Consider the following 17,024-nt stretch of genomic DNA (forward strand, 5'->3'; position numbering starts at 1 on the left):
GCGCTCATCTCTGGCAGTTGGGGCACCAGTACAGCTTGCGCGATGCCATCTCCTCGAGGACGATCGCCGTGCCGCAGATGCGGCACGGCAGGCCCGCGCGGTGGTAGACCCAGTGCCGATCGTCGCGGTGGGCCATCGCGCGGCGCCACGCCTCGGGGTCCAGATCATCCATCGTCATCATCTGGCCGGTCTCGACGCCGATCGCGAGCAGCCGGACCCAGTCGCGCCACAGCTGCCGGACGGTCTCCTCCGGAACGTCGCGCCCCGGTGTATGAGGATTCACACGGGCTCGGAAGAGCATCTCGGCGCGGTACACGTTCCCGATCCCGCTCACCACGCTCTGGTCCATGAGGAGCAGGCCGATCGGCGTCGGCTTCCGGCGGACCGTCGCGGTGAACCGCTCCTCGCCCTCGGCGAGGTCGTCGACCAAGGGATCGGGCCCGAGCTTCGCGATCGTCGCCTGCACTTCCTCGGGCGTCTGCAGCTGGCAGGCCGTCGGCCCCCGGAGGTCGGCGCAGGTCGCATCGGTGAGCAGGCGCAGGCGCACCTGGCCGACCACAGGCGGAGGCCACTCCTCGTCACCCGCTGCGGCGCCGTCGTCACCGAGACCCGTGGTCTGTTCGCTCATGCGGACCCGCCCGCGCGCTCGTCTCGGCGCTCCGATCGAGCTGAGGGAGTTCTCCCCCGCGCTGTCGAAGATCGGTGCGACCTCGGTGCCGCGCTGGTTCGTGTGCCCCATCCGCCCGTTCGCAGACGCGATCGTCGGGTCGACGACGATCTCGCCTGCGAAGTCCCACGCGCCGTACATGCCGAGGTGGACGCGCAGCCAGACGTCGTCCTCGAAGGCGAGGAACATCTGCTTGCCGACCGCTCGCGCCTCGATCGCCTCGCGACCGTCGAGGACCGCCGCGCCCTCCGCGAACCGGCCCTGCGGGCTCGACGCACTGACGACGCGTCCGACCACGTTGCGCTCGAACTGCCGGGCGATGCGGTGGACGGAGTGGCCCTCGGGCATCAGCCCGCTTCCGGATCGAACGAGTCGGTGGCCGGGAGGGGCGAGGTGGTGCCCTCCGCACCCGCTCGCGGGTCGGGCAGCAGGCTGCCGTCGGCCTCGTACGCCGCGAGCTGACCGATCCGGCGCGCGTGACGCTCCTCGCCGCTGAAGGGAGTCGCGATGAAGCGGTCGATGAAGGTCACCGCCTCGTCGAACGTGTGCTGGCGGGCGCCGATCGCGATCACGTTCGCGTCGTTGTGCTCTCGTGCGAGTTCTGCGGTCGGGATGTTCCACACGAGCGCGGCGCGGACCCCGTGCACCTTGTTCGCCGCGATCTGTTCGCCATTGCCCGAACCGCCGAACACGACGCCGAGAGCCTCGACGCCGGCCTGCTGGTCGCGCACCACGGCCTGTGCCGCGCGAATGCAGAATGCCGGGTAGTCGTCGAGAGGGTCGTACTCGATCGGGCCATGGTCGACGACGTCGTGACCCGCCTCGGCGAGATGGTGCTGGAGCTGAGTGGAGAACTCGAGACCGGCGTGGTCGGTCGCGATGTGGATGCGCATGGCACCATCCTATGAATGTGCGAGCCCCGAAAGCGTAGGCTGGCACGGTTGCCGTCGGCGCCAGCAGCGCGCGGCCCCGAATCCTCACCCCGACCCTGGGAGCAGAACGCACGTGCCTGGAGAGAACCTCACCCGCAACGAGGCGCAGGAGCGCCGCGCGATCGTCGACACGCAGAGCTATGACGTCGCACTCGATCTGACCGTCGGCGCGGAGATCTTCCGCTCCCGCACCGTCATCCGCTTCGCCGCCGCCGAGGGCGCCTCGACCTTCGTCGATCTGATCGCGCGCGACGTCCGCGAGATCACGCTGAACGGGCGCGCGATCGACCTCGCGGCCTTCAGCGACTCGCGCATCGCGCTCGACGGCCTCGCGGCGCAGAACGAGCTCATCGTCGACGCGGACTGCCTCTACACCAACACCGGCGAGGGCCTGCACCGGTTCGTCGACCCCGTCGACGGCGAGGTCTATCTCTACTCGCAGTTCGAAGTCCCGGACTCGCGTCGTGTCTTCGCCGTCTTCGAGCAGCCCGACCTGAAGGCGGAGTTCCGCTTCACGATCACCGCCCCCGCCGAGTGGAAGGTCGTTTCCAACTCCCCCACGCCCGAGCCGGTTCCCGGCGACGGCGGGACGGCCACCTGGGCCTTCGAGCCCACTCCCCGGATCTCCTCGTACATCACCGCACTCGTCGCCGGTCCGTACGAGCAGGTCTTCTCCGAGCTCACCAGCGCGGACGGCCGCGTCATCCCGCTCGGCGTGTACGCGCGCAAGAGCCTGTGGCAGTACCTCGACGCCGACTACGTCTTCGACAAGACGCGTCAGGGCTTCGCGTACTTCGAGGAGAAGTTCGGCGTGCCCTATCCCTTCGCGAAGTACGACCAGCTCTTCGTACCGGAGTTCAACGCCGGCGCCATGGAGAACGCGGGTGCGGTGACCTTCACCGAGACCTACGTCTTCCGCTCCAAGGTCACCGACGCCGTCAAGGAGCGTCGTGTCGTGACGATCCTCCACGAGCTCGCGCACATGTGGTTCGGCGACCTCGTCACGATGAAGTGGTGGAACGACCTCTGGCTCAACGAGTCGTTCGCCGAGTGGGCGTCGACCATCGCGACGGCCGAGGCCACCGAGTGGACCGAGGCCTGGACGACGTTCAACGCGATGGAGAAGACCTGGGCCTATCGCCAGGACCAGCTTCCGTCGACGCACCCCGTCGTGGCCCGGATCAACGACCTCGAGGACGTGCAGGTCAACTTCGACGGCATCACATACGCCAAGGGCGGCTCGGTGCTCAAGCAGCTCGCGGCGTGGGTCGGTGTCGAAGCCTTCTTCGCCGGTGTCTCGGCGTACTTCCAGAAGCACGCGTGGGGCAACACCGAGCTGTCGGACCTGCTCGCCGAGCTCGAGGCCACCAGTGGCCGCGAGCTGGAGACCTGGTCGAAGAAGTGGCTCGAGACCGCGGGCGTGAACACGCTCGAGCCGGAGATCGCAACGGATGCCGACGGGGTCATCACCCGCTTCGCCATCGTCCAGACAGCACCGGCCGACTACCCCACCATCCGTCCGCACCGTCTCGGCGTAGGGTTCTACTCGCTCAAGGACGACGCACTCGTGCGCACGCACCACGTCGAGCTCGACGTGGACGGAGACCTCACCGAGGTGCCCGAGCTCAAGGGACGTGTGCAGCCCGACCTCGTGCTCTTGAACGACGAGGACCTCGCCTACGCGAAGATCCGCCTCGACGAGCGCTCGCTCCGCACCGCGGTGGAGCACCTCGCGAAGATCAGCGACCCGCTCGCGCGGTCCCTGGTCTGGGGTGCGGCATGGGACCAGACCCGCGACGCCGAGGCATCGGCGACCGATTACATCGACCTGGTGCTTCGCAACATCGGCACCGAGACCGAGTCCACCACGGTGCGCACCACGCTCGGACAGCTCCAGCTCGCCGCGAACTCGTACGTCGATCCGCGCACCCGCGATGCCGCCCGTGCGCGCGTCGCCGACGGGCTGTGGGAACTGGCTCAGCGGGCCGAGGCCGGAAGCGACAGCCAGCTGCAGTTCGTGACCGCCTTCGCGTCGGCCGCATCGACCGCCGCCCACGCGGACGTCGTCCGCGCGCTGCGCTCGGGCGACACTGTCCTGCCGGGGCTGGAGATCGACGCCGACCTGTCCTGGGCGCTTCTGGTCTCGCTCGCCGCGTCGGGCGCCGTCTCGGCGGCGGACATCGACGCCGCGCTGGCGGCCGACAACACCGCGAAGGGCGGGGAGTTCGCCGCGCAGGCCCGGGCCGCGCTCCCCACGGCCGAAGCGAAGAAGGCCGCGTGGGCCTCCCTCATCGAGAACGACGATCTGCCCAACACCGTCGTGCGCTCGGCGGCCGCCGGCTTCACCCACCCGGCGGGCGCGGCACACCTCGGGGACTTCGTCGACGAGTACTTCCGGATGCTGCTCCCGGTGTGGGAGTCGCGCACCTACCAGATCGCGCAGTACCTCATCGTCGGCCTGTACCCGGCGGCCCTCGCCAACACCGACCTGCGCGACGCGACCCGTGCGTGGCTCTCGCAGAACGCCGAGGCGCCTGCGGCCCTGCGCCGTCTCGTCGCCGAGAACCTCGCCGGTGTCGAACGGGCGCTCGCCGTGCAGGAGCGCGACGCCCAGGACTGACGTCATTCGCAATGCTGATGGGCGTCGTACTCCGGTACGACGCCCATCGTCGTTCTCGGCACTCCCGGCGGACGACGGCGGCGTGCGCCCGTCGATAGCGTGGGGCGCATGATCGTTGCAGAAGGCCTCACGAAGAGGTACGGAGACAAGACAGCCGTCGACGGGGTGAGCTTCACCGTGCAGTCGGGCAAGGTGACCGGCTTCCTCGGCCCCAACGGCGCAGGCAAGTCCACCACGATGCGGATGATCGTCGGGCTCGACCGGCCGACATCGGGCCGGGTCACGATCGACGGTCGCGACTACCGCTCGCTGCGCTCGCCCCTCACCGAGGTCGGCATCCTCCTCGACGCGAAGGCCGTGCACACCGGCCGGAGTGCACGCAACCATCTCCGCGCCATGGCCGCGACCCACGGCATCCCGCGTTCCCGTGTCGACGAAGTGATCGAGATCACCGGTCTCGCTTCGGTGGCGGGCAAGCGGGCCGGCAAGTTCTCCCTCGGGATGGGGCAGCGCCTCGGCATCGCCGCCGCGCTCCTCGGCGATCCGCAGACCCTCATCCTCGATGAGCCGGTGAACGGCCTCGACCCCGAAGGCGTCCGGTGGGTGCGGCAGTTCGTGCGCGGGCAGGCTGCGCAGGGGCGTACGGTCCTGCTCTCGAGCCACCTCATGAGCGAGATGGCCCTCACCGCCGACCACGTCATCGTCCTCGGCCGCGGCCAGGTGCTGGCCGACGCCGCCATCGACGACCTGGTCCGCTCGTGGACGAGCAACTCGGTCGTCGTCCGCACACCGCGCGCCGACGAGCTCACCCGCCTCATCGCCGGCCCCGACGTCGCCGTGACCACGGGCGAACCCGGGCTCCTGCAGGTCGCGGGGCTCAGCGCCGCAGCGATCGGCGACGCCGCTGCGGCACATGGGATCCCCCTCCATGAGCTCACGCCGCGCGCCGGATCGCTCGAAGACGCCTATCTCGCGCTGACCGAGGGCTCGGTCGAATACCAGACCAAGGGAGCCGTCCGATGACCGCCACCGCCGTGCAGACCCCGGCGCGCCCGCACGCCACGCAGCCGAACGTGCGTCTGTCGTTCGGCAGGCTTCTCCGCAGCGAGGCCATCAAGCTCCTCACCCTGCGCTCGACCTGGTGGTCTCTGGGCGTCACCGCTGTCCTGGCGATCGGGATGTCGCTGCTCATGGCATGGGCGTCGCAGGACTTCGCCGGAGACTTCCCGCCGGTGAACGCGATCGTCGCACCGATGCAGTTCACGATGCTCGTCGCGGGCATCCTCGGGGCCATGGCGATCACTGGGGAGTACTCCACCGGCATGATCCGGTCGACCCTGACAGCCGAACCGCGCCGTGGCGCCGTGCTGCTGGCGAAGGCGGCGGTGCTCGCGTTGCTCCTCGCGGCGACCACGGTCGTGACGACGATCATCTCCGTCATCGCGTCGGCGCCCATCTTCGGCGACCGGGCCATCGACTGGTCGGATGCTGACTCGTCGGTCATGCCCCTCGCATTCGGCGTCCTCGCGATGGCCACGTTCGCCCTGCTGGGGCTCGGCTGGGGCTTCATCATCCGCAGCGGCGCCGGCGCGATCGCAGCCACGGTCGGGCTCCTCTTCGTCGCGCCGATCGTGCTCAGCCTGTTCACCTTCGGCGGCGAGTCTTGGTCGTGGATCGTCGATCTCGCGCAGTACCTGCCCTCGAGTGCCGCACAGACGGTGACGTCGCCGGGAAGCGACGACTTCGCCACGGGGCTCATCACCCTGCTCGCCTGGCCCGCGGCGACGCTGCTCGGCGGCTGGGCGATCCTTCGCGCGACCGACGCGTAGGGTACGAGGGGTGTCCCCCGGAAGCCGCAGTCCGTCGTCTCCAGACGACGAGCTGCGGCTTCCGCGTCCGCCGGGGGTGCTTCGCAGGTTCTGGGCACGGCATCCCGTCTTCGCCGACATCCTCACGGCGCTGCTGTGTCTCGCGTTCTCCCTGGTCCCGGCCACGAGCTTCACCGACCATATCGACGACGCGGTCGGTGTCGGTCGCATGTGGCCGTTCACCGGGCCGGTCGTGATGGTGGTCGTCGTTCTGGCCTGCGCTTCCCTGCTCGTGCGCAGGCGCTTTCCGACCCTGGTGTTCCTCTGCGCGGTCGTCGTCGCCTTCGCGTACCTCCTGGCGCCCGCTCCGACCGGCGGGCCCATGCTCGGGGTCGCGGCGTACACCCTCGCCGTCCATCGCAGCACCCGAGCCTGTCTGATCGGCGTCAGCGTCGCGCTCGGCGCCCTCGCCGCGTCGGTCGCCGCCCTCGCGTTCACCGGCGTCATCGGCCCCACGATCGCGTGGAATGCGCTGGTCGGCGAGGGGCTGGCCGCCCTCATCGGGTCGCTCATCGGAACCAACGTCGGCAACCGCCATCGCTATGTCGCAGCCCTCATCGACAGATCGCGCCAGCTCGTCGTCGAGCGCGATCAGCAAGCCCGCCTCGCAGCGGCGGCCGAGCGCGACCGCATCGCCCGAGAGCTGCACGACATCGTCGCGCATTCGCTCACCGTGATGGTCGCCCTGGCCGAGGGCGTGGCCGCCTCGAGCGACATCGACCGGGCACGGCCCGGCGCCACCGCGATCGCTTCGACCGGTCGCGAGGCGCTGCGCGACATGCGCGCGACCCTCGGCATCCTGCGCGAGGACGATGCCGCTCCGCTCGCCCCGTTGGCCCGGGATACGACCGTCGAGACGGTCGACTCGGCCCGTGCAGCCGGGTTCGACGCCCGGCTGACCGTCTCAGGCGACCGGCCGGAGCTCAGCAGCGCGGTACAGCTGGCGATCTCGCGGATCGTCCAGGAAGGCGTCACCAACGCAATGCGCCACGCCCGTGGCGCCGAACGCATCGACGTCGGCGTCGGATACCGCCCGGATGCCGTCGAGGTCGACATCGTCGACGACGGCGAGCCCGTCGCGCCCGCGCAGACGTCGTCATCGGGGTATGGCCTGCGCGGCCTGCGGGAGCGCGTCGTCCTGGCGGGCGGCACGGTGACGGCCGGCCCAGGAACCGGCCGCGGCTGGCGCGTCCACGCCCGCATCCCTCTCGGACAGGAGAATCATGACCGCTGATCATCGCTCGCCCATCCGCGTGCTGATCGTCGACGACCAGCAGCTCATCCGGCTCGGGTTCCGGATGGTGCTCGAATCGGCTGAGGGCATCGAAGTCGTCGGCGAGGCCGCAGACGGAGCGGCCGCGCTCGCGGTCGTCGCCGCGTCTTCTCCCGATGTCGTGCTCATGGACGTCCGCATGCCCGGGGTGGACGGGATCGAAGCCACCGCGCGGATCCGGGCTGAGCACCCGCGCGTCGCCGTTCTCGTCCTGACGACGTTCGACCTCGACGAGTACGCGTTCGGAGCGCTCCGCGCCGGTGCCGGCGGCTTCCTTCTGAAGGATGCGCGCCGCGACGAGCTGGTGGCGGCGGTACGCGCAGTCGCCGCAGGCGAGGCCACCCTCGCCCCGCGGATCACTCGGCGGATGATCGAGCTCGTCACCGCGACCGGGCTCCCCGCTCCGGAGCCCACCACGCCTGCCGTGCTCACGGCGCGGGAGGCGGACGTCCTGGCAGCGATGGCCCGAGGGCTGACGAACCTCGAGATCGCCGCCGAGCTGTTCCTGAGCGAATCGACCGTGAAGACCCACGTCGGCCGCATCCTCACGAAGTTGCCCGCGCGGGACCGCGTGCACGCCGTGCTCATCGCGCACGGGCTCGCCGAGCCCGGCGTCGACGTCTGACGGCCTTCTCGGGAACGTCATGGCTGGGCTCGTTACTATCGGATCGATGACCACCGTGACCGCTGCCGTCCCGCTCGCCTGGGAGTTCCCCGTCGAAGAGTTCTGGAAGTTCCTCAGCGAGGCGGGATGGAACATCGTCGCGGTCGCCGGGATCGTCCTGGGTGCGTTCGCGCTGTCGTGGCTGATGCGTCGTCTGATCGCGCGCATCGTCGACCGCATCGTGCGCGGCGCGAAGACACGCGCCGAGGCAGAGGACACGAGAGCGATCGACATGTCGCCCCTGGCACAGGTGCGCATCGTTCAACGCACTCGAACGCTCGGGTCGATCCTGACCAACATCGTCAACGTGACGATCGTCATCGTCGCGTTGCTCATGGTGGTCGGGGTTCTCAGCCCCGGCATCCTCGGCTCGTTCACGCTCCTGTCAGCCGCCGTCGGCGCGGGTCTCGGTTTCGGAGCGCAGAACATCGTGAAGGACGTTCTCAACGGCATGTTCATCGTCGCCGAGGACCAGATCGGCATCGGTGACGTCGTCGACCTCGGCCTCGCGACCGGCATCGTCGAATACGTCAGCGTGCGCGTCACGCACGTCCGAGACGTCAACGGCACCCTGTGGTTCGTCCGAAACGGCGAGATCACCCGTATCGGCAACATGTCGCAGGGCTGGTCACGAGTCATCATCGACCTCGCCGTGCCGACGGACGCCGACGTGGAGGTGGTGGAGAAGACCGTGCTCGACGCCGCCAAGGACCTCGCTCGAGAGCCCAAGTGGCGCAGCCGCATCATCGAGAAGCCCGAGCTCTGGGGCCTCGAATCGATCAGCGGCGACGCCCTCGTCATCCGCGTCGTCGTCAAGACCCGGCCCAATGCGAAGGACGACGTCGCACGAGCCTTGCGCGTACGACTCAAGCAGGCGTTGGACGAACTGGGCGTGAAGATCCCTCAGTTGAACTCGACCATCCTGACGGGTTTCGAGGGCGCCCAGAGCGTCCGAGGCGCGAACCCGCCGCGGACGAAGCCGCAGCCCGTGGCGCCGCCGCAGGTGAAGGGGCGTCCGCAGTGGCGGCCGAAGCGCAGGGGCTCGACTGCGGCGACGGGGTCGCCCGACGCTCGCGACTCCCACGCCGAAGACGGCGATTCACCCGACCATCAGAAGGACACTCCGTGAACGACCCGGTCAGCTTCTACGACGAGGTCGGCGGGCACGACACCTTCGTCCGCCTCGTCGACGTCTTCTACCGGGAGGTCGCCGCAGACGACGTGCTGCGGCCGATGTACCCCGAGGCCGACCTCGCTCCCGCAGCGCGCCGGCTCACCATGTTCCTCGAGCAGTACTGGGGCGGTCCGAGCACCTACGGCGAGGAGCGGGGTCACCCGCGGCTGCGTATGCGTCACCGCCCGTTCCACGTCGATCCCGACGCCCGCGACCGTTGGCTGCGCCACATGCGCACCGCCCTCGACGAGCTCGCCCTCGCCCCGCTGCACGAAGCCACCCTGTGGGATTACCTCGAGCGTGCCGCGTACGCGATGGTGAACACGTTCGAGCCCGCCGGTATCGGTCCGCAGGGCTCCGAACGGCGGCCGACGTTCGATCTGAATCCGGCACCAGCCACGGACACGTCCCGGCCGGGCTGACTCACCGTGCCGGCCCGGTCGCGCGCACCGGGGTGAGTCCCATGGCGACGGGTCCCCGGGTCAGCACGTGGCCGCGGGCGAACGACACGCGCGTCCACACATCGGTCCGGCGGACGACCGGCTGCTCGGCGCCCGCGATGAAGCCCATCCCGACCGCTGCGAACGCCACGCCGAGCGGCAGCCCGGCGAGGTCCTCGTCGGGGGCGCCCCAGACCGACGACCGGACGCGGTGAACGACGTCGTCGCCGGCTCCCGTCGGCAGTTGGCGAGCGACGGCGGCGATCCCCCACTGGGCGCGCAGAGAGACCCGGGCCGAGTCGAGGCTTCCCGCCTCGCGCCACCCGGCGCGGGGAGGCGACACCCCGGCCCATGCCGCCGTGACGCCGCTGTCGGGGAGCCGGACGGCACGACCGTCGTCGGCATCCGGAGCCAGAGCGGCGGCATCGACGGTGAGGTCGCACTCGAGCTCGGGATCGACTCGGGCGGTCCGCAGCGCCAAGACGAACGGCGTCGGATCGGTGAGCGAGCGCGGCGACAGCGGTGCGCACGAGAGGGCCAGGAGACCGCCACGTGCCTGCAGCCGCACGATCCCGTCGCCGTGCCGGGCCGCGCGGCCGGCGAAGGTCAGGACGTCGCGGGCGACCTCGGGATGCGGGAACAGGAGACGCTCGGACATCCGTCCTAGACTACCGAGCGATGCCCGCACACAGCTCAGAGCCCCGGCCCGACAGCCCCGCAGAAGAGACGGATCCCGTCGCTGCGATGCTCAGGGTGCTCGATCTCTCGTCGAGCGAGGCGCGGACGACGGAGGACATCTTCACCGGCAGGTCGCAGGTGATGCCCCAGGGCCGTGTGTTCGGTGGACAGGTGCTCGCCCAGGCGACGATGGCCGCGATGCGCACCGTGCCCGCTGAACGGGTACCGCACTCGATGCACGGGTATTTCCTCCGTCCGGGCGACTCGTCACGGAACATCACGTTCTCCGTCGACCGGATCCACGACGGCCGATCCTTCTCGACCCGGAGGACCCAGGCGTTCCAGAACGGGATGCCGATCTTCTCGATGATCGCCTCATTCGAGGATGAGGATCCCGGCGTCGAGCACGCGGAGCCGATGCCCGACGGTATGCCGCAACCCGAGGACCTGCCCGCTCTGGAGGAACAGCTGAGCGGGATGCATCCGCTGAGCCGGCGCATCTTCTCGGCCAGTCCCATCGAGCTGCGTCACGTCACGAGGCCGATCTACCTGGAGCCCGACACTGCCAGGACACCGAACCAGGCGGTGTGGGCGCGCACGCGGTCCGCCCTGCCGGACGATCCCGCGGTGCACCGGGCGGCGCTCGCGTTCCTCAGCGACCTGACGATCCAGGAGCCGGTGCTCCGGGCGCACGGGCTGGCGTGGGCCACCCCGGGCCTCAAGGTCGCCAGCCTCGACCACGCGATGTGGTGGCACCGTTTCGCGCGGGTCGACGAATGGCTCCTCTACGTCCAGGAGTCGCCGAGCGCCCGGGCCGGCCGCGGCCTCTCGAGGGGACGCATCTACGACCGTGCGGGCACCCTGATCGCGAGCGTCGCGCAAGAGATCATGGTGCGCGTACCCGCTCCTGGCGATGCGGAAGACGATCAGCGTCGGTGAGCGTAGGCGATGGGCTCCCCGACGATCGGAGTCCAGGCCCGGCGCATGTCGTCCGTGAGCCGCACGGGTCGGCCGGTCTCCGTCGAGACCATCACCACGACGGCCGTCGAGCGGGCGTAGCACGTCTGCACGTCCTCGCCTCGAGGACTATAGACCTCGTAGCAGACGTCGATGCTCGAGCCGCCGATACGCCCGATCCACAGCTGCACGTCCAGCGGACGCTGACCGTACGGGACCGGTGCGAGGTACTCGATCTCCTGCCGGGCGATCAGCGTCATCGTCTCGGCCGACAGGCTGAGCGCGTTGAGGATCGCCGTTGACGGCCCGGGCAGCCCGATCTCGGGCTTCCAGAACGCGCGCAGGCGCGCTTCCTCCAGGAGCTTGAGCATCGAGGTGTTGTTGACGTGCCCGAGAGCGTCGAGGTCGCCCCAGCGAAGATGAATAGGGATCCGGACGCGGGTGGCCCCGGCGGTCGTCACCACCGAGGCCACCGTCTCCGACGTGAACTCAGTCACGTGTGAGCTTGCGGTACGTCGACTTGGCGGGGTTCGCGGCATCCGCGCCGAGCCGCTCGACCTTGTTGGCCTCGTACGCCTCGAAGTTGCCCTCGAACCAATACCACTGCGCAGGGTTCTCCTCGGTGCCCTCGTACGCGAGGATGTGCGTCGCGATGCGGTCGAGGAACCACCGGTCGTGGGTGATGACGACGGCGCAACCGGGGAACTCCAGCAGCGCGTTCTCCAGCGAGCTGAGGGTCTCGACGTCGAGGTCGTTGGTCGGCTCGTCGAGGAGCAGGAGGTTGCCGCCCTCCTTGAGCGTCAGCGCGAGGTTCAGGCGGTTGCGCTCACCGCCCGAGAGCACGCCGGCCTTCTTCTGCTGATCGGGTCCCTTGAACCCGAACTTCGACACGTAGGCACGCGAGGGGATCTCGGTCTTGCCCACCGTGATGATGTCGAGACCGTCCGAGACGACCTCCCACAGGGTCTTCTCGGGGTCGATGTTGCCGCGTGACTGGTCGACGTAGCTGATCTTGACGGTCTCGCCGATCTTCAGCTCTCCGCCGTCGAGCGGCTCCAGACCCACGATCGTCTTGAAGAGCGTGGTCTTGCCCACGCCGTTCGGACCAATGACGCCGACGATGCCGTTGGGCGGGAGGTTGAAGCTCAGTCCGTCGATCAGCACGCGGTCGCCGAACGCCTTGTGGAGCTTCTTCGCGTCGATGACGACGCTGCCCAGGCGCGGACCGGCCGGGATCTGGATCTCCTCGAAGTCGAGCTTGCGCGTGCGCTCGGCCTCGGCGGCCATCTCCTCGTAGCGCGCGAGACGTGCCTTCGATTTGGTCTGGCGGCCCTTCGCCGAGCTGCGCACCCACTCCAGCTCGTCCTTCAGACGCTTCGCGAGCTTGGCGTCCTTCTTGCCCTGGATGTCGAGGCGCTCGGCCTTCTTCTGGAGGTACGTCGAATAGTTGCCCTCGTAGCCGATGAGGCGACCGCGGTCGACCTCGGCGATCCACTCGGCCACGTTGTCGAGGAAGTACCGATCGTGGGTGATGGCGATCACGGCGCCCTTGTAGGCCTGGAGGTGCTGCTCGAGCCACAGGACGCTCTCGGCATCGAGGTGGTTCGTGGGCTCGTCGAGGAGCAGCAGGTCGGGCTTCTGCAGCAGCAGCCGCGCGAGCGCGACGCGCCGGCGCTCACCGCCCGAGAGGGGGGCGACGGAGGCATCCGCCGGCGGGGTTCGCAGCGCTTCCATCGCCTGATGCAGCTGGGAGTCGAGGTCCCACCCGTCAGCGGCGTCGATCTCTTCCTGGAGTGTGCCCATCTCGGCCAGCAGCGAATCGAAGTCCGCGTCGGGATCGGCCATCAGCGCCGAGATCTCGTTGAAGCGATCGAGCTTGGGCTTGATCGCGACGCCGGCCTCGATGTTCTCGAGCACGGTCTTGGTGTCGTCGAGCTCCGGCTCCTGCATCAGGATGCCGACCGAGTAGCCCGGCGTGAGCTTCGCCTCGCCGTTGGAGGGCTGATCAAGGCCCGCCATGATCTTCAGGATCGTCGACTTACCGGCGCCGTTGGGGCCGACCATTCCGATCTTGGCACCGGGAAGGAATGCCATCGTGACGTCGTCGAGGATGAGCTTCTCGCCGACGGCCTTGCGGGCGCGGACCATGGAGTAGATGTATTCGGCCATAACGCCTCGAGTCTAGTCCGGGAGGGCGAGGAGTCCGTCCGCTCGGAGGCCGCGATTCACCAGTCGATGGGGCGGGTCTGCCCGATCAGGCAGCCGCCGCTCGGCAGTTCGGGGAGGACCATCGCGGTGGGCGCGGGCGTCGAGGGACCGACCTGCCCGACGAGGCACTCCCCCGCCCAGAGCACCGAGAACTGCAGGCTGTCGACGGGATCGTCGACGGAGGTGCGGTCGGCCGTCACCTGCATCGCGGACTTGTCGAAGCCCGCCGCCACCAGCGCGTCGATGTAGGCGCGGCCCGCGACGCTGTCGGACGACTCCGCGACCTGATTCATCACCTGGGTGAACAGGGGCAGATTGTCGGCTGCCGTGCTCTCGGGCGACAGGGGCGCGGGCCCCGCCGTCGCCGTCGGCTCAGCCGTGGGCGCGGCGGGTGCGACGGGGGGCTCCTCCGGGAAGAGCATCGAGCATCCGGTGAGGGACGCCGCGACGACGACGGCGCCGACCGTTCCCACGACAGAGCGAGCCGACGGAGAACGGAGCAGGCGCATGCCCGAATTCTAGACGGCGGGGCCCGTCGCCCCTCGCGTCAGAACGGCGTCGACCCGGCGGTGTCCGAGGCGGCTACCGGCGCGACAGCCCACTCTCCCCCATCGGTCACGGGGTCGACCGCGGCCGGGAGGCTCGCCGTCGCGACCGCGGGTTCGGCACCGGCGGCATCCGCGCGCGGGTTGCGCTGGAACGTCGCCGTCCCCCACTTGAGATCGGGACCGATCGCGTCGGCGTCGATCTCGATCTCGATGCCCCGTTTCTCGCCCGCCTCCCATTCCTTCAGCCGCAGCCGCCCGTCGACGATGACGCGCTGCCCTTTGCGCAGGGATGCGAACGCATTCTCGCCGAGCGCGCGGAACACGCTGATCCGGTACCAGTTGGTCGTGCCGTCGACCCACTCGCCGGACTGCGCGTCTCGATAGCGCTGGCTGCTCGCGAGGCGGAAGCTCGTGACCGGGATGCCGGTCCCCGTGCGGCGCTGCTCGGGCTCGGTGGCGATGTTGCCGATGACGGTGATGCGATCTGACATGAGTGCTCCTCAGCAAGGCACGGAAGGGGACGCTTCGGCACCCGAGTGCCCGTCGAGTGCCGAAGCGCTTCCAGCTTCACCGCCGGTCCTGAAACGACGTGGGCGGTTCCGCACATCCGTGCAGAACCGCCCACGTGCGGCGCTGGGGAGGAGTCAGCTGCGGGCGTACTCCGCGAACCGAGCGCGCACCTTGTTCACCTTCGGAACGGCGACCGCGAGGCAGTATCCCTGCCCCGGGTTCTTCGCGAAGAAGTCCTGGTGGTACTCCTCGGCGGGGTAGAACGTGTCGGCGCGCTCCATGGTCGTCACGACACCACCGCCCCACATCTCGTCGGCCCGGTCGCGCGCGGCGGTGAACAGCTCGAGCTGAGCGTCATCGAGCGGGAACATCGCCGAACGGTACTGTGTGCCGACGTCCGCGCCCTGGCGGTTGAGCTGGCGCGGGTCGTGCATCGTGAAGAAGGCATCGAGGATGACGTCGGCCGGGATGACGTCGGGGTCGAACGTCACCGACACCGCCTCGGCATGACCGGTCGTTCCCGTGCAGACCGCCTCGTAGCTCGGGTTCGCAACGTGCCCGCCGATGTATCCCGACACGACCTCTGACACACCATCGAGCGCGCGATACGCCGCATCGAGGCACCAGAAGCAGCCGCCGGCGAGGATGAATGTGGTGGTCATGGAAAGCTCCGTTCTCCCGCTTGCGCGAGGTCTCACCCTAGCCAACCACTGCCACCGCCCGCGTGTTCCCGCAGATGTCGGACCCCCTTCTTAGCCTCGATCTCGAGGAGGAAGTCATGTCGTCGATGCAGGCGCAGATCGATCAGCCCCCGGCCGCCCGGGCGCAGCCGCGAAGCAGGCTCGTCGCGCTCAGCGCCGATCGCTGGCGCGTCGTCGCGGCCGACGGCCACGTGCACGGTCTCGTCGAGCGCGTGCAGACGCCTGCCGGAGACCGGTTCCGCGCCCTCCGCTTCCACGCGCCGTCTCGCGCTTTCCGAGCCATCGGTGAGTTCTGGCGAATGAGCGAGGCGTCCGACACCCTTCGCCTTTCCCGCTGACCGCCGCCGGCGCCCCTGATGACCGGGGCTCACACCAGGGCATCCACCGGCTCCGGGCCCGCCGTGCGAGCTCCGCTCGCCACGTGGTCCCAGACCGAGGCCAGGACCTCGACGGCACGCTCGAGATCGGCGGGCGACGCGGTGAACGGTACGCGCAAGCGGTTCTCGTGTCCGCCGTCGACGGCGAAACGCTGGCCGGCGCTGAGATAGACCCCCGCCGCGCGGGCTCCCAGAACCAACGGCCCGCTGAGCGGCGCCGGTAGACCCACCCACAGGGCGACGCCGCCGGACACCTCGGGGACGTCCCAGTCAGGCAGCCGGTCACGCAGGGCAGCTCGTGCTGCACGGTAACCCTGCGACAGCAGTTCGGCGCGCTGGGGCAGGATCTCCGTCATCCGTGGGATCAATCGCGCCGCGACTTCCTGCTCGAACTCCGGCGTTCCGAGGTCACGGGCCGGCCGCGCCGCGTGCAGCCGTCGGATCACCTCGGGCCGAGCGCGGACCCACCCGACGCGCAGGCCACCCCAGACGGTCTTGCCCAGCGAACCGATCCGAACGACATCGTCACCGCGCAGCGCCACGGGCGCCTGCGCGCCGAACGACAGCTCGGCGGTCGTCTCGTCGACGACGAGCGTGCAGCCCCGCTGAGCCACGTCCCGCAGCGCATCCTGCTCCGCGGTCGTCATGGAGCGACCCGTCGGGTTCTGCAGGGTCGGCATCAGGTATGCCAGCGCCGGTCGCGTCCGTCGCGCAGCTTCGTCCAGACGATCGAGGTCCCAGCCGCGCTCCGTCGTGACGGGCACGGCCACCAATCGCGCTCCCGCTGCCCGCAGGGCCTCGGCCGCATGCGGGTAGGTCGGAGTTTCGACCAGCACCCGATCCCCACGAGCCACGAGCACCTCCGCGATGAGGTGGATGGCGCTCTGCGCGCCCGCTGTGACGAGGATCTCCTCGCGCGACGTCGGGATGCCGCGCACGGTGTAGCGCTCGGCGATCGTGTCGCGCAGGCGACCCGACCCCAGCGTGTCGTATCCGGTCCGCGACACGAGCCGCGCGGCATCCGACGCCGTCTCCGCCATGACACCGGCCAGGCCGGGCCAGGCACTCGGGCTCGCCTGCTGCAGGTCGATCGACCCGGGTTCGGCGAACACCGTCCCGCCACCGCGCGACGGCTGGGCTGTGGTCACGCTGCCCGACCCCCGCAGGCTCTCGATGTGACCGCTCGCGCGCAGGCTCGCGTAAGCGCTCGCCACCGTCGTGCGACTCAGCCCGAGCGTCTGGGCCAGGGCGCGCTCGGCGGGCAGCAGCGTGCGCGCAGCGATGCGGTTGTCGAGGCACAGCAGTCGGATGCCGTCCGCGAGCGCTTCGTAGGCCGGTTCGCGAGTGCGCCATCCTCCGAGCGCCGCTTCCAATGACCTGGCGGAGATTCGCGAGTGCATATGGCCA

18 protein-coding genes are annotated in these 17,024 nt (G+C 69.7%); 9 read left to right on the plus strand and 9 right to left on the minus strand.

Translation table 11 applies throughout. The annotated features are described in order from the left end of the window. Positions 1 to 4: 4 nt before the first annotated feature. Together MTS1_RS01715 and MTS1_RS01720 are read right to left on the minus strand one after the other, a co-directional pair. Complete coding sequence (locus MTS1_RS01715; RefSeq protein WP_023950845.1) at positions 5 to 1,015, minus strand: Fpg/Nei family DNA glycosylase; 1,011 nt, start codon at positions 1,013 to 1,015, stop codon at positions 5 to 7. Further along, positions 1,015 to 1,560 (minus strand): ribose-5-phosphate isomerase, encoded by a 546-nt coding sequence (locus MTS1_RS01720; protein ID WP_023950846.1) that lies wholly within the window; start codon positions 1,558 to 1,560, stop codon positions 1,015 to 1,017. The genes MTS1_RS01715 and MTS1_RS01720 overlap by 1 nt, the downstream gene beginning before the upstream one ends. A gap of 112 nt (positions 1,561 to 1,672) precedes the next feature. Between MTS1_RS01720 and pepN the strand changes: the two genes are divergently transcribed. The 7 genes from pepN to MTS1_RS01755 all read left to right on the plus strand — a co-directional run bounded on the left by pepN (position 1,673) and on the right by MTS1_RS01755 (position 9,620). Further along, on the plus strand, positions 1,673 to 4,219 hold the full coding sequence (gene pepN / locus MTS1_RS01725; RefSeq protein WP_023950847.1) for an aminopeptidase N: 2,547 nt from the start codon (positions 1,673 to 1,675) through the stop codon (positions 4,217 to 4,219). 108 nt (positions 4,220 to 4,327) lie between these two features. Next, positions 4,328 to 5,242, plus strand: a complete 915-nt coding sequence (locus MTS1_RS01730; RefSeq protein ID WP_023950848.1) for an ABC transporter ATP-binding protein — start codon at positions 4,328 to 4,330, stop codon at positions 5,240 to 5,242. Then, positions 5,239 to 6,048 (plus strand): ABC transporter permease, encoded by an 810-nt coding sequence (locus MTS1_RS01735; RefSeq protein WP_023950850.1) that lies wholly within the window; start codon positions 5,239 to 5,241, stop codon positions 6,046 to 6,048. The genes MTS1_RS01730 and MTS1_RS01735 overlap by 4 nt, the downstream gene beginning before the upstream one ends. A 10-nt stretch (positions 6,049 to 6,058) precedes the next feature. Beyond that, positions 6,059 to 7,321, plus strand: a complete 1,263-nt coding sequence (locus tag MTS1_RS01740; protein WP_023950852.1) for a sensor histidine kinase — start codon at positions 6,059 to 6,061, stop codon at positions 7,319 to 7,321. Continuing rightward, on the plus strand, positions 7,311 to 7,985 hold the full coding sequence (locus MTS1_RS01745; protein WP_023950854.1) for a response regulator transcription factor: 675 nt from the start codon (positions 7,311 to 7,313) through the stop codon (positions 7,983 to 7,985). Before MTS1_RS01740 ends, MTS1_RS01745 begins: the two co-directional genes overlap by 11 nt. A gap of 46 nt (positions 7,986 to 8,031) precedes the next feature. Then, positions 8,032 to 9,153, plus strand: a complete 1,122-nt coding sequence (locus tag MTS1_RS01750; protein WP_023950856.1) for a mechanosensitive ion channel family protein — start codon at positions 8,032 to 8,034, stop codon at positions 9,151 to 9,153. Continuing rightward, on the plus strand, positions 9,150 to 9,620 hold the full coding sequence (locus MTS1_RS01755) for a globin (RefSeq protein WP_023950858.1): 471 nt from the start codon (positions 9,150 to 9,152) through the stop codon (positions 9,618 to 9,620). Before MTS1_RS01750 ends, MTS1_RS01755 begins: the two co-directional genes overlap by 4 nt. Position 9,621: 1 nt before the next feature. Here MTS1_RS01755 and MTS1_RS01760 read toward each other — a convergent pair whose 3' ends face one another. After that, positions 9,622 to 10,296, minus strand: a complete 675-nt coding sequence (locus MTS1_RS01760; RefSeq protein ID WP_023950860.1) for a hypothetical protein — start codon at positions 10,294 to 10,296, stop codon at positions 9,622 to 9,624. 20 nt (positions 10,297 to 10,316) lie between these two features. Between MTS1_RS01760 and MTS1_RS01765 the strand changes: the two genes are divergently transcribed. Continuing rightward, entirely contained in the window at positions 10,317 to 11,255 is a 939-nt protein-coding gene (locus MTS1_RS01765) for an acyl-CoA thioesterase II (RefSeq protein WP_052007549.1), read from the plus strand. Here the strand turns inward: MTS1_RS01765 and MTS1_RS01770 are convergent. The 5 genes from MTS1_RS01770 to msrA form a co-directional block, all read right to left on the minus strand. Next, entirely contained in the window at positions 11,243 to 11,770 is a 528-nt protein-coding gene (locus tag MTS1_RS01770; protein ID WP_023950864.1) for a thioesterase family protein, read from the minus strand. The genes MTS1_RS01765 and MTS1_RS01770 overlap by 13 nt on opposite strands. Then, the gene (ettA, locus tag MTS1_RS01775; protein WP_023950865.1) at positions 11,763 to 13,442 is read right to left on the minus strand and encodes an energy-dependent translational throttle protein EttA; all 1,680 of its coding nucleotides are present in this window, start codon (positions 13,440 to 13,442) and stop codon (positions 11,763 to 11,765) included. The genes MTS1_RS01770 and ettA overlap by 8 nt, the downstream gene beginning before the upstream one ends. Before the next feature lie 56 nt (positions 13,443 to 13,498). Further along, entirely contained in the window at positions 13,499 to 13,990 is a 492-nt protein-coding gene (locus MTS1_RS16760) for a hypothetical protein (RefSeq protein WP_233494885.1), read from the minus strand. Between the two features lie 38 nt (positions 13,991 to 14,028). Beyond that, positions 14,029 to 14,520 carry a single-stranded DNA-binding protein gene (gene ssb / locus MTS1_RS01785; RefSeq protein ID WP_023950871.1) on the minus strand — a complete coding sequence of 164 codons (492 nt, stop codon included), beginning with the start codon at positions 14,518 to 14,520 and terminating at the stop codon, positions 14,029 to 14,031. 153 nt (positions 14,521 to 14,673) lie between these two features. Continuing rightward, on the minus strand, positions 14,674 to 15,201 hold the full coding sequence (gene msrA / locus MTS1_RS01790; protein ID WP_023950873.1) for a peptide-methionine (S)-S-oxide reductase MsrA: 528 nt from the start codon (positions 15,199 to 15,201) through the stop codon (positions 14,674 to 14,676). A 116-nt stretch (positions 15,202 to 15,317) separates the two neighbouring features. On the opposite strand from msrA, the gene MTS1_RS01795 reads away from it, so the two are divergent. After that, on the plus strand, positions 15,318 to 15,578 hold the full coding sequence (locus tag MTS1_RS01795) for a 5'-3' exonuclease (RefSeq protein WP_023950875.1): 261 nt from the start codon (positions 15,318 to 15,320) through the stop codon (positions 15,576 to 15,578). Positions 15,579 to 15,607: 29 nt separating this feature from the next. Here the strand turns inward: MTS1_RS01795 and MTS1_RS01800 are convergent, their stop codons facing one another. Continuing rightward, the gene (locus MTS1_RS01800; protein WP_036304584.1) at positions 15,608 to 17,017 is read right to left on the minus strand and encodes a PLP-dependent aminotransferase family protein; all 1,410 of its coding nucleotides are present in this window, start codon (positions 17,015 to 17,017) and stop codon (positions 15,608 to 15,610) included. Positions 17,018 to 17,024 lie beyond the last annotated feature (7 nt).

It is taken from the genome of Microbacterium sp. TS-1, from assembly GCF_000509385.1.
In the GTDB taxonomy this organism is placed as follows: Bacteria; Actinomycetota; Actinomycetes; order Actinomycetales; family Microbacteriaceae; genus Microbacterium; species Microbacterium arborescens.

Excerpts from the sequence above, each read along its gene's own strand:
- MTS1_RS01715 (WP_023950845.1), bottom strand. The coding sequence starts at position 1,015 with ATGCCCGAGGGCCACTCCGTCCACCGCATCGCCCGGCAGTTCGAGCGC.
- MTS1_RS01720 (WP_023950846.1), bottom strand. The coding sequence starts at position 1,560 with ATGCGCATCCACATCGCGACCGACCACGCCGGTCTCGAGTTCTCCACT.
- MTS1_RS01730 (WP_023950848.1), top strand. The coding sequence starts at position 4,328 with ATGATCGTTGCAGAAGGCCTCACGAAGAGGTACGGAGACAAGACAGCC.
- MTS1_RS01735 (WP_023950850.1), top strand. The coding sequence starts at position 5,239 with ATGACCGCCACCGCCGTGCAGACCCCGGCGCGCCCGCACGCCACGCAG.
- MTS1_RS01745 (WP_023950854.1), top strand. The coding sequence starts at position 7,311 with ATGACCGCTGATCATCGCTCGCCCATCCGCGTGCTGATCGTCGACGAC.
- MTS1_RS01750 (WP_023950856.1), top strand. The coding sequence starts at position 8,032 with ATGACCACCGTGACCGCTGCCGTCCCGCTCGCCTGGGAGTTCCCCGTC.
- MTS1_RS01760 (WP_023950860.1), bottom strand. The coding sequence starts at position 10,296 with ATGTCCGAGCGTCTCCTGTTCCCGCATCCCGAGGTCGCCCGCGACGTC.
- MTS1_RS01765 (WP_052007549.1), top strand. The coding sequence starts at position 10,317 with ATGCCCGCACACAGCTCAGAGCCCCGGCCCGACAGCCCCGCAGAAGAG.
- ettA (WP_023950865.1), bottom strand. The coding sequence starts at position 13,442 with ATGGCCGAATACATCTACTCCATGGTCCGCGCCCGCAAGGCCGTCGGC.
- MTS1_RS16760 (WP_233494885.1), bottom strand. The coding sequence starts at position 13,990 with ATGCGCCTGCTCCGTTCTCCGTCGGCTCGCTCTGTCGTGGGAACGGTC.
- ssb (WP_023950871.1), bottom strand. The coding sequence starts at position 14,520 with ATGTCAGATCGCATCACCGTCATCGGCAACATCGCCACCGAGCCCGAG.
- msrA (WP_023950873.1), bottom strand. The coding sequence starts at position 15,201 with ATGACCACCACATTCATCCTCGCCGGCGGCTGCTTCTGGTGCCTCGAT.
- MTS1_RS01795 (WP_023950875.1), top strand. The coding sequence starts at position 15,318 with ATGTCGTCGATGCAGGCGCAGATCGATCAGCCCCCGGCCGCCCGGGCG.
- MTS1_RS01800 (WP_036304584.1), bottom strand. The coding sequence starts at position 17,017 with ATGCACTCGCGAATCTCCGCCAGGTCATTGGAAGCGGCGCTCGGAGGA.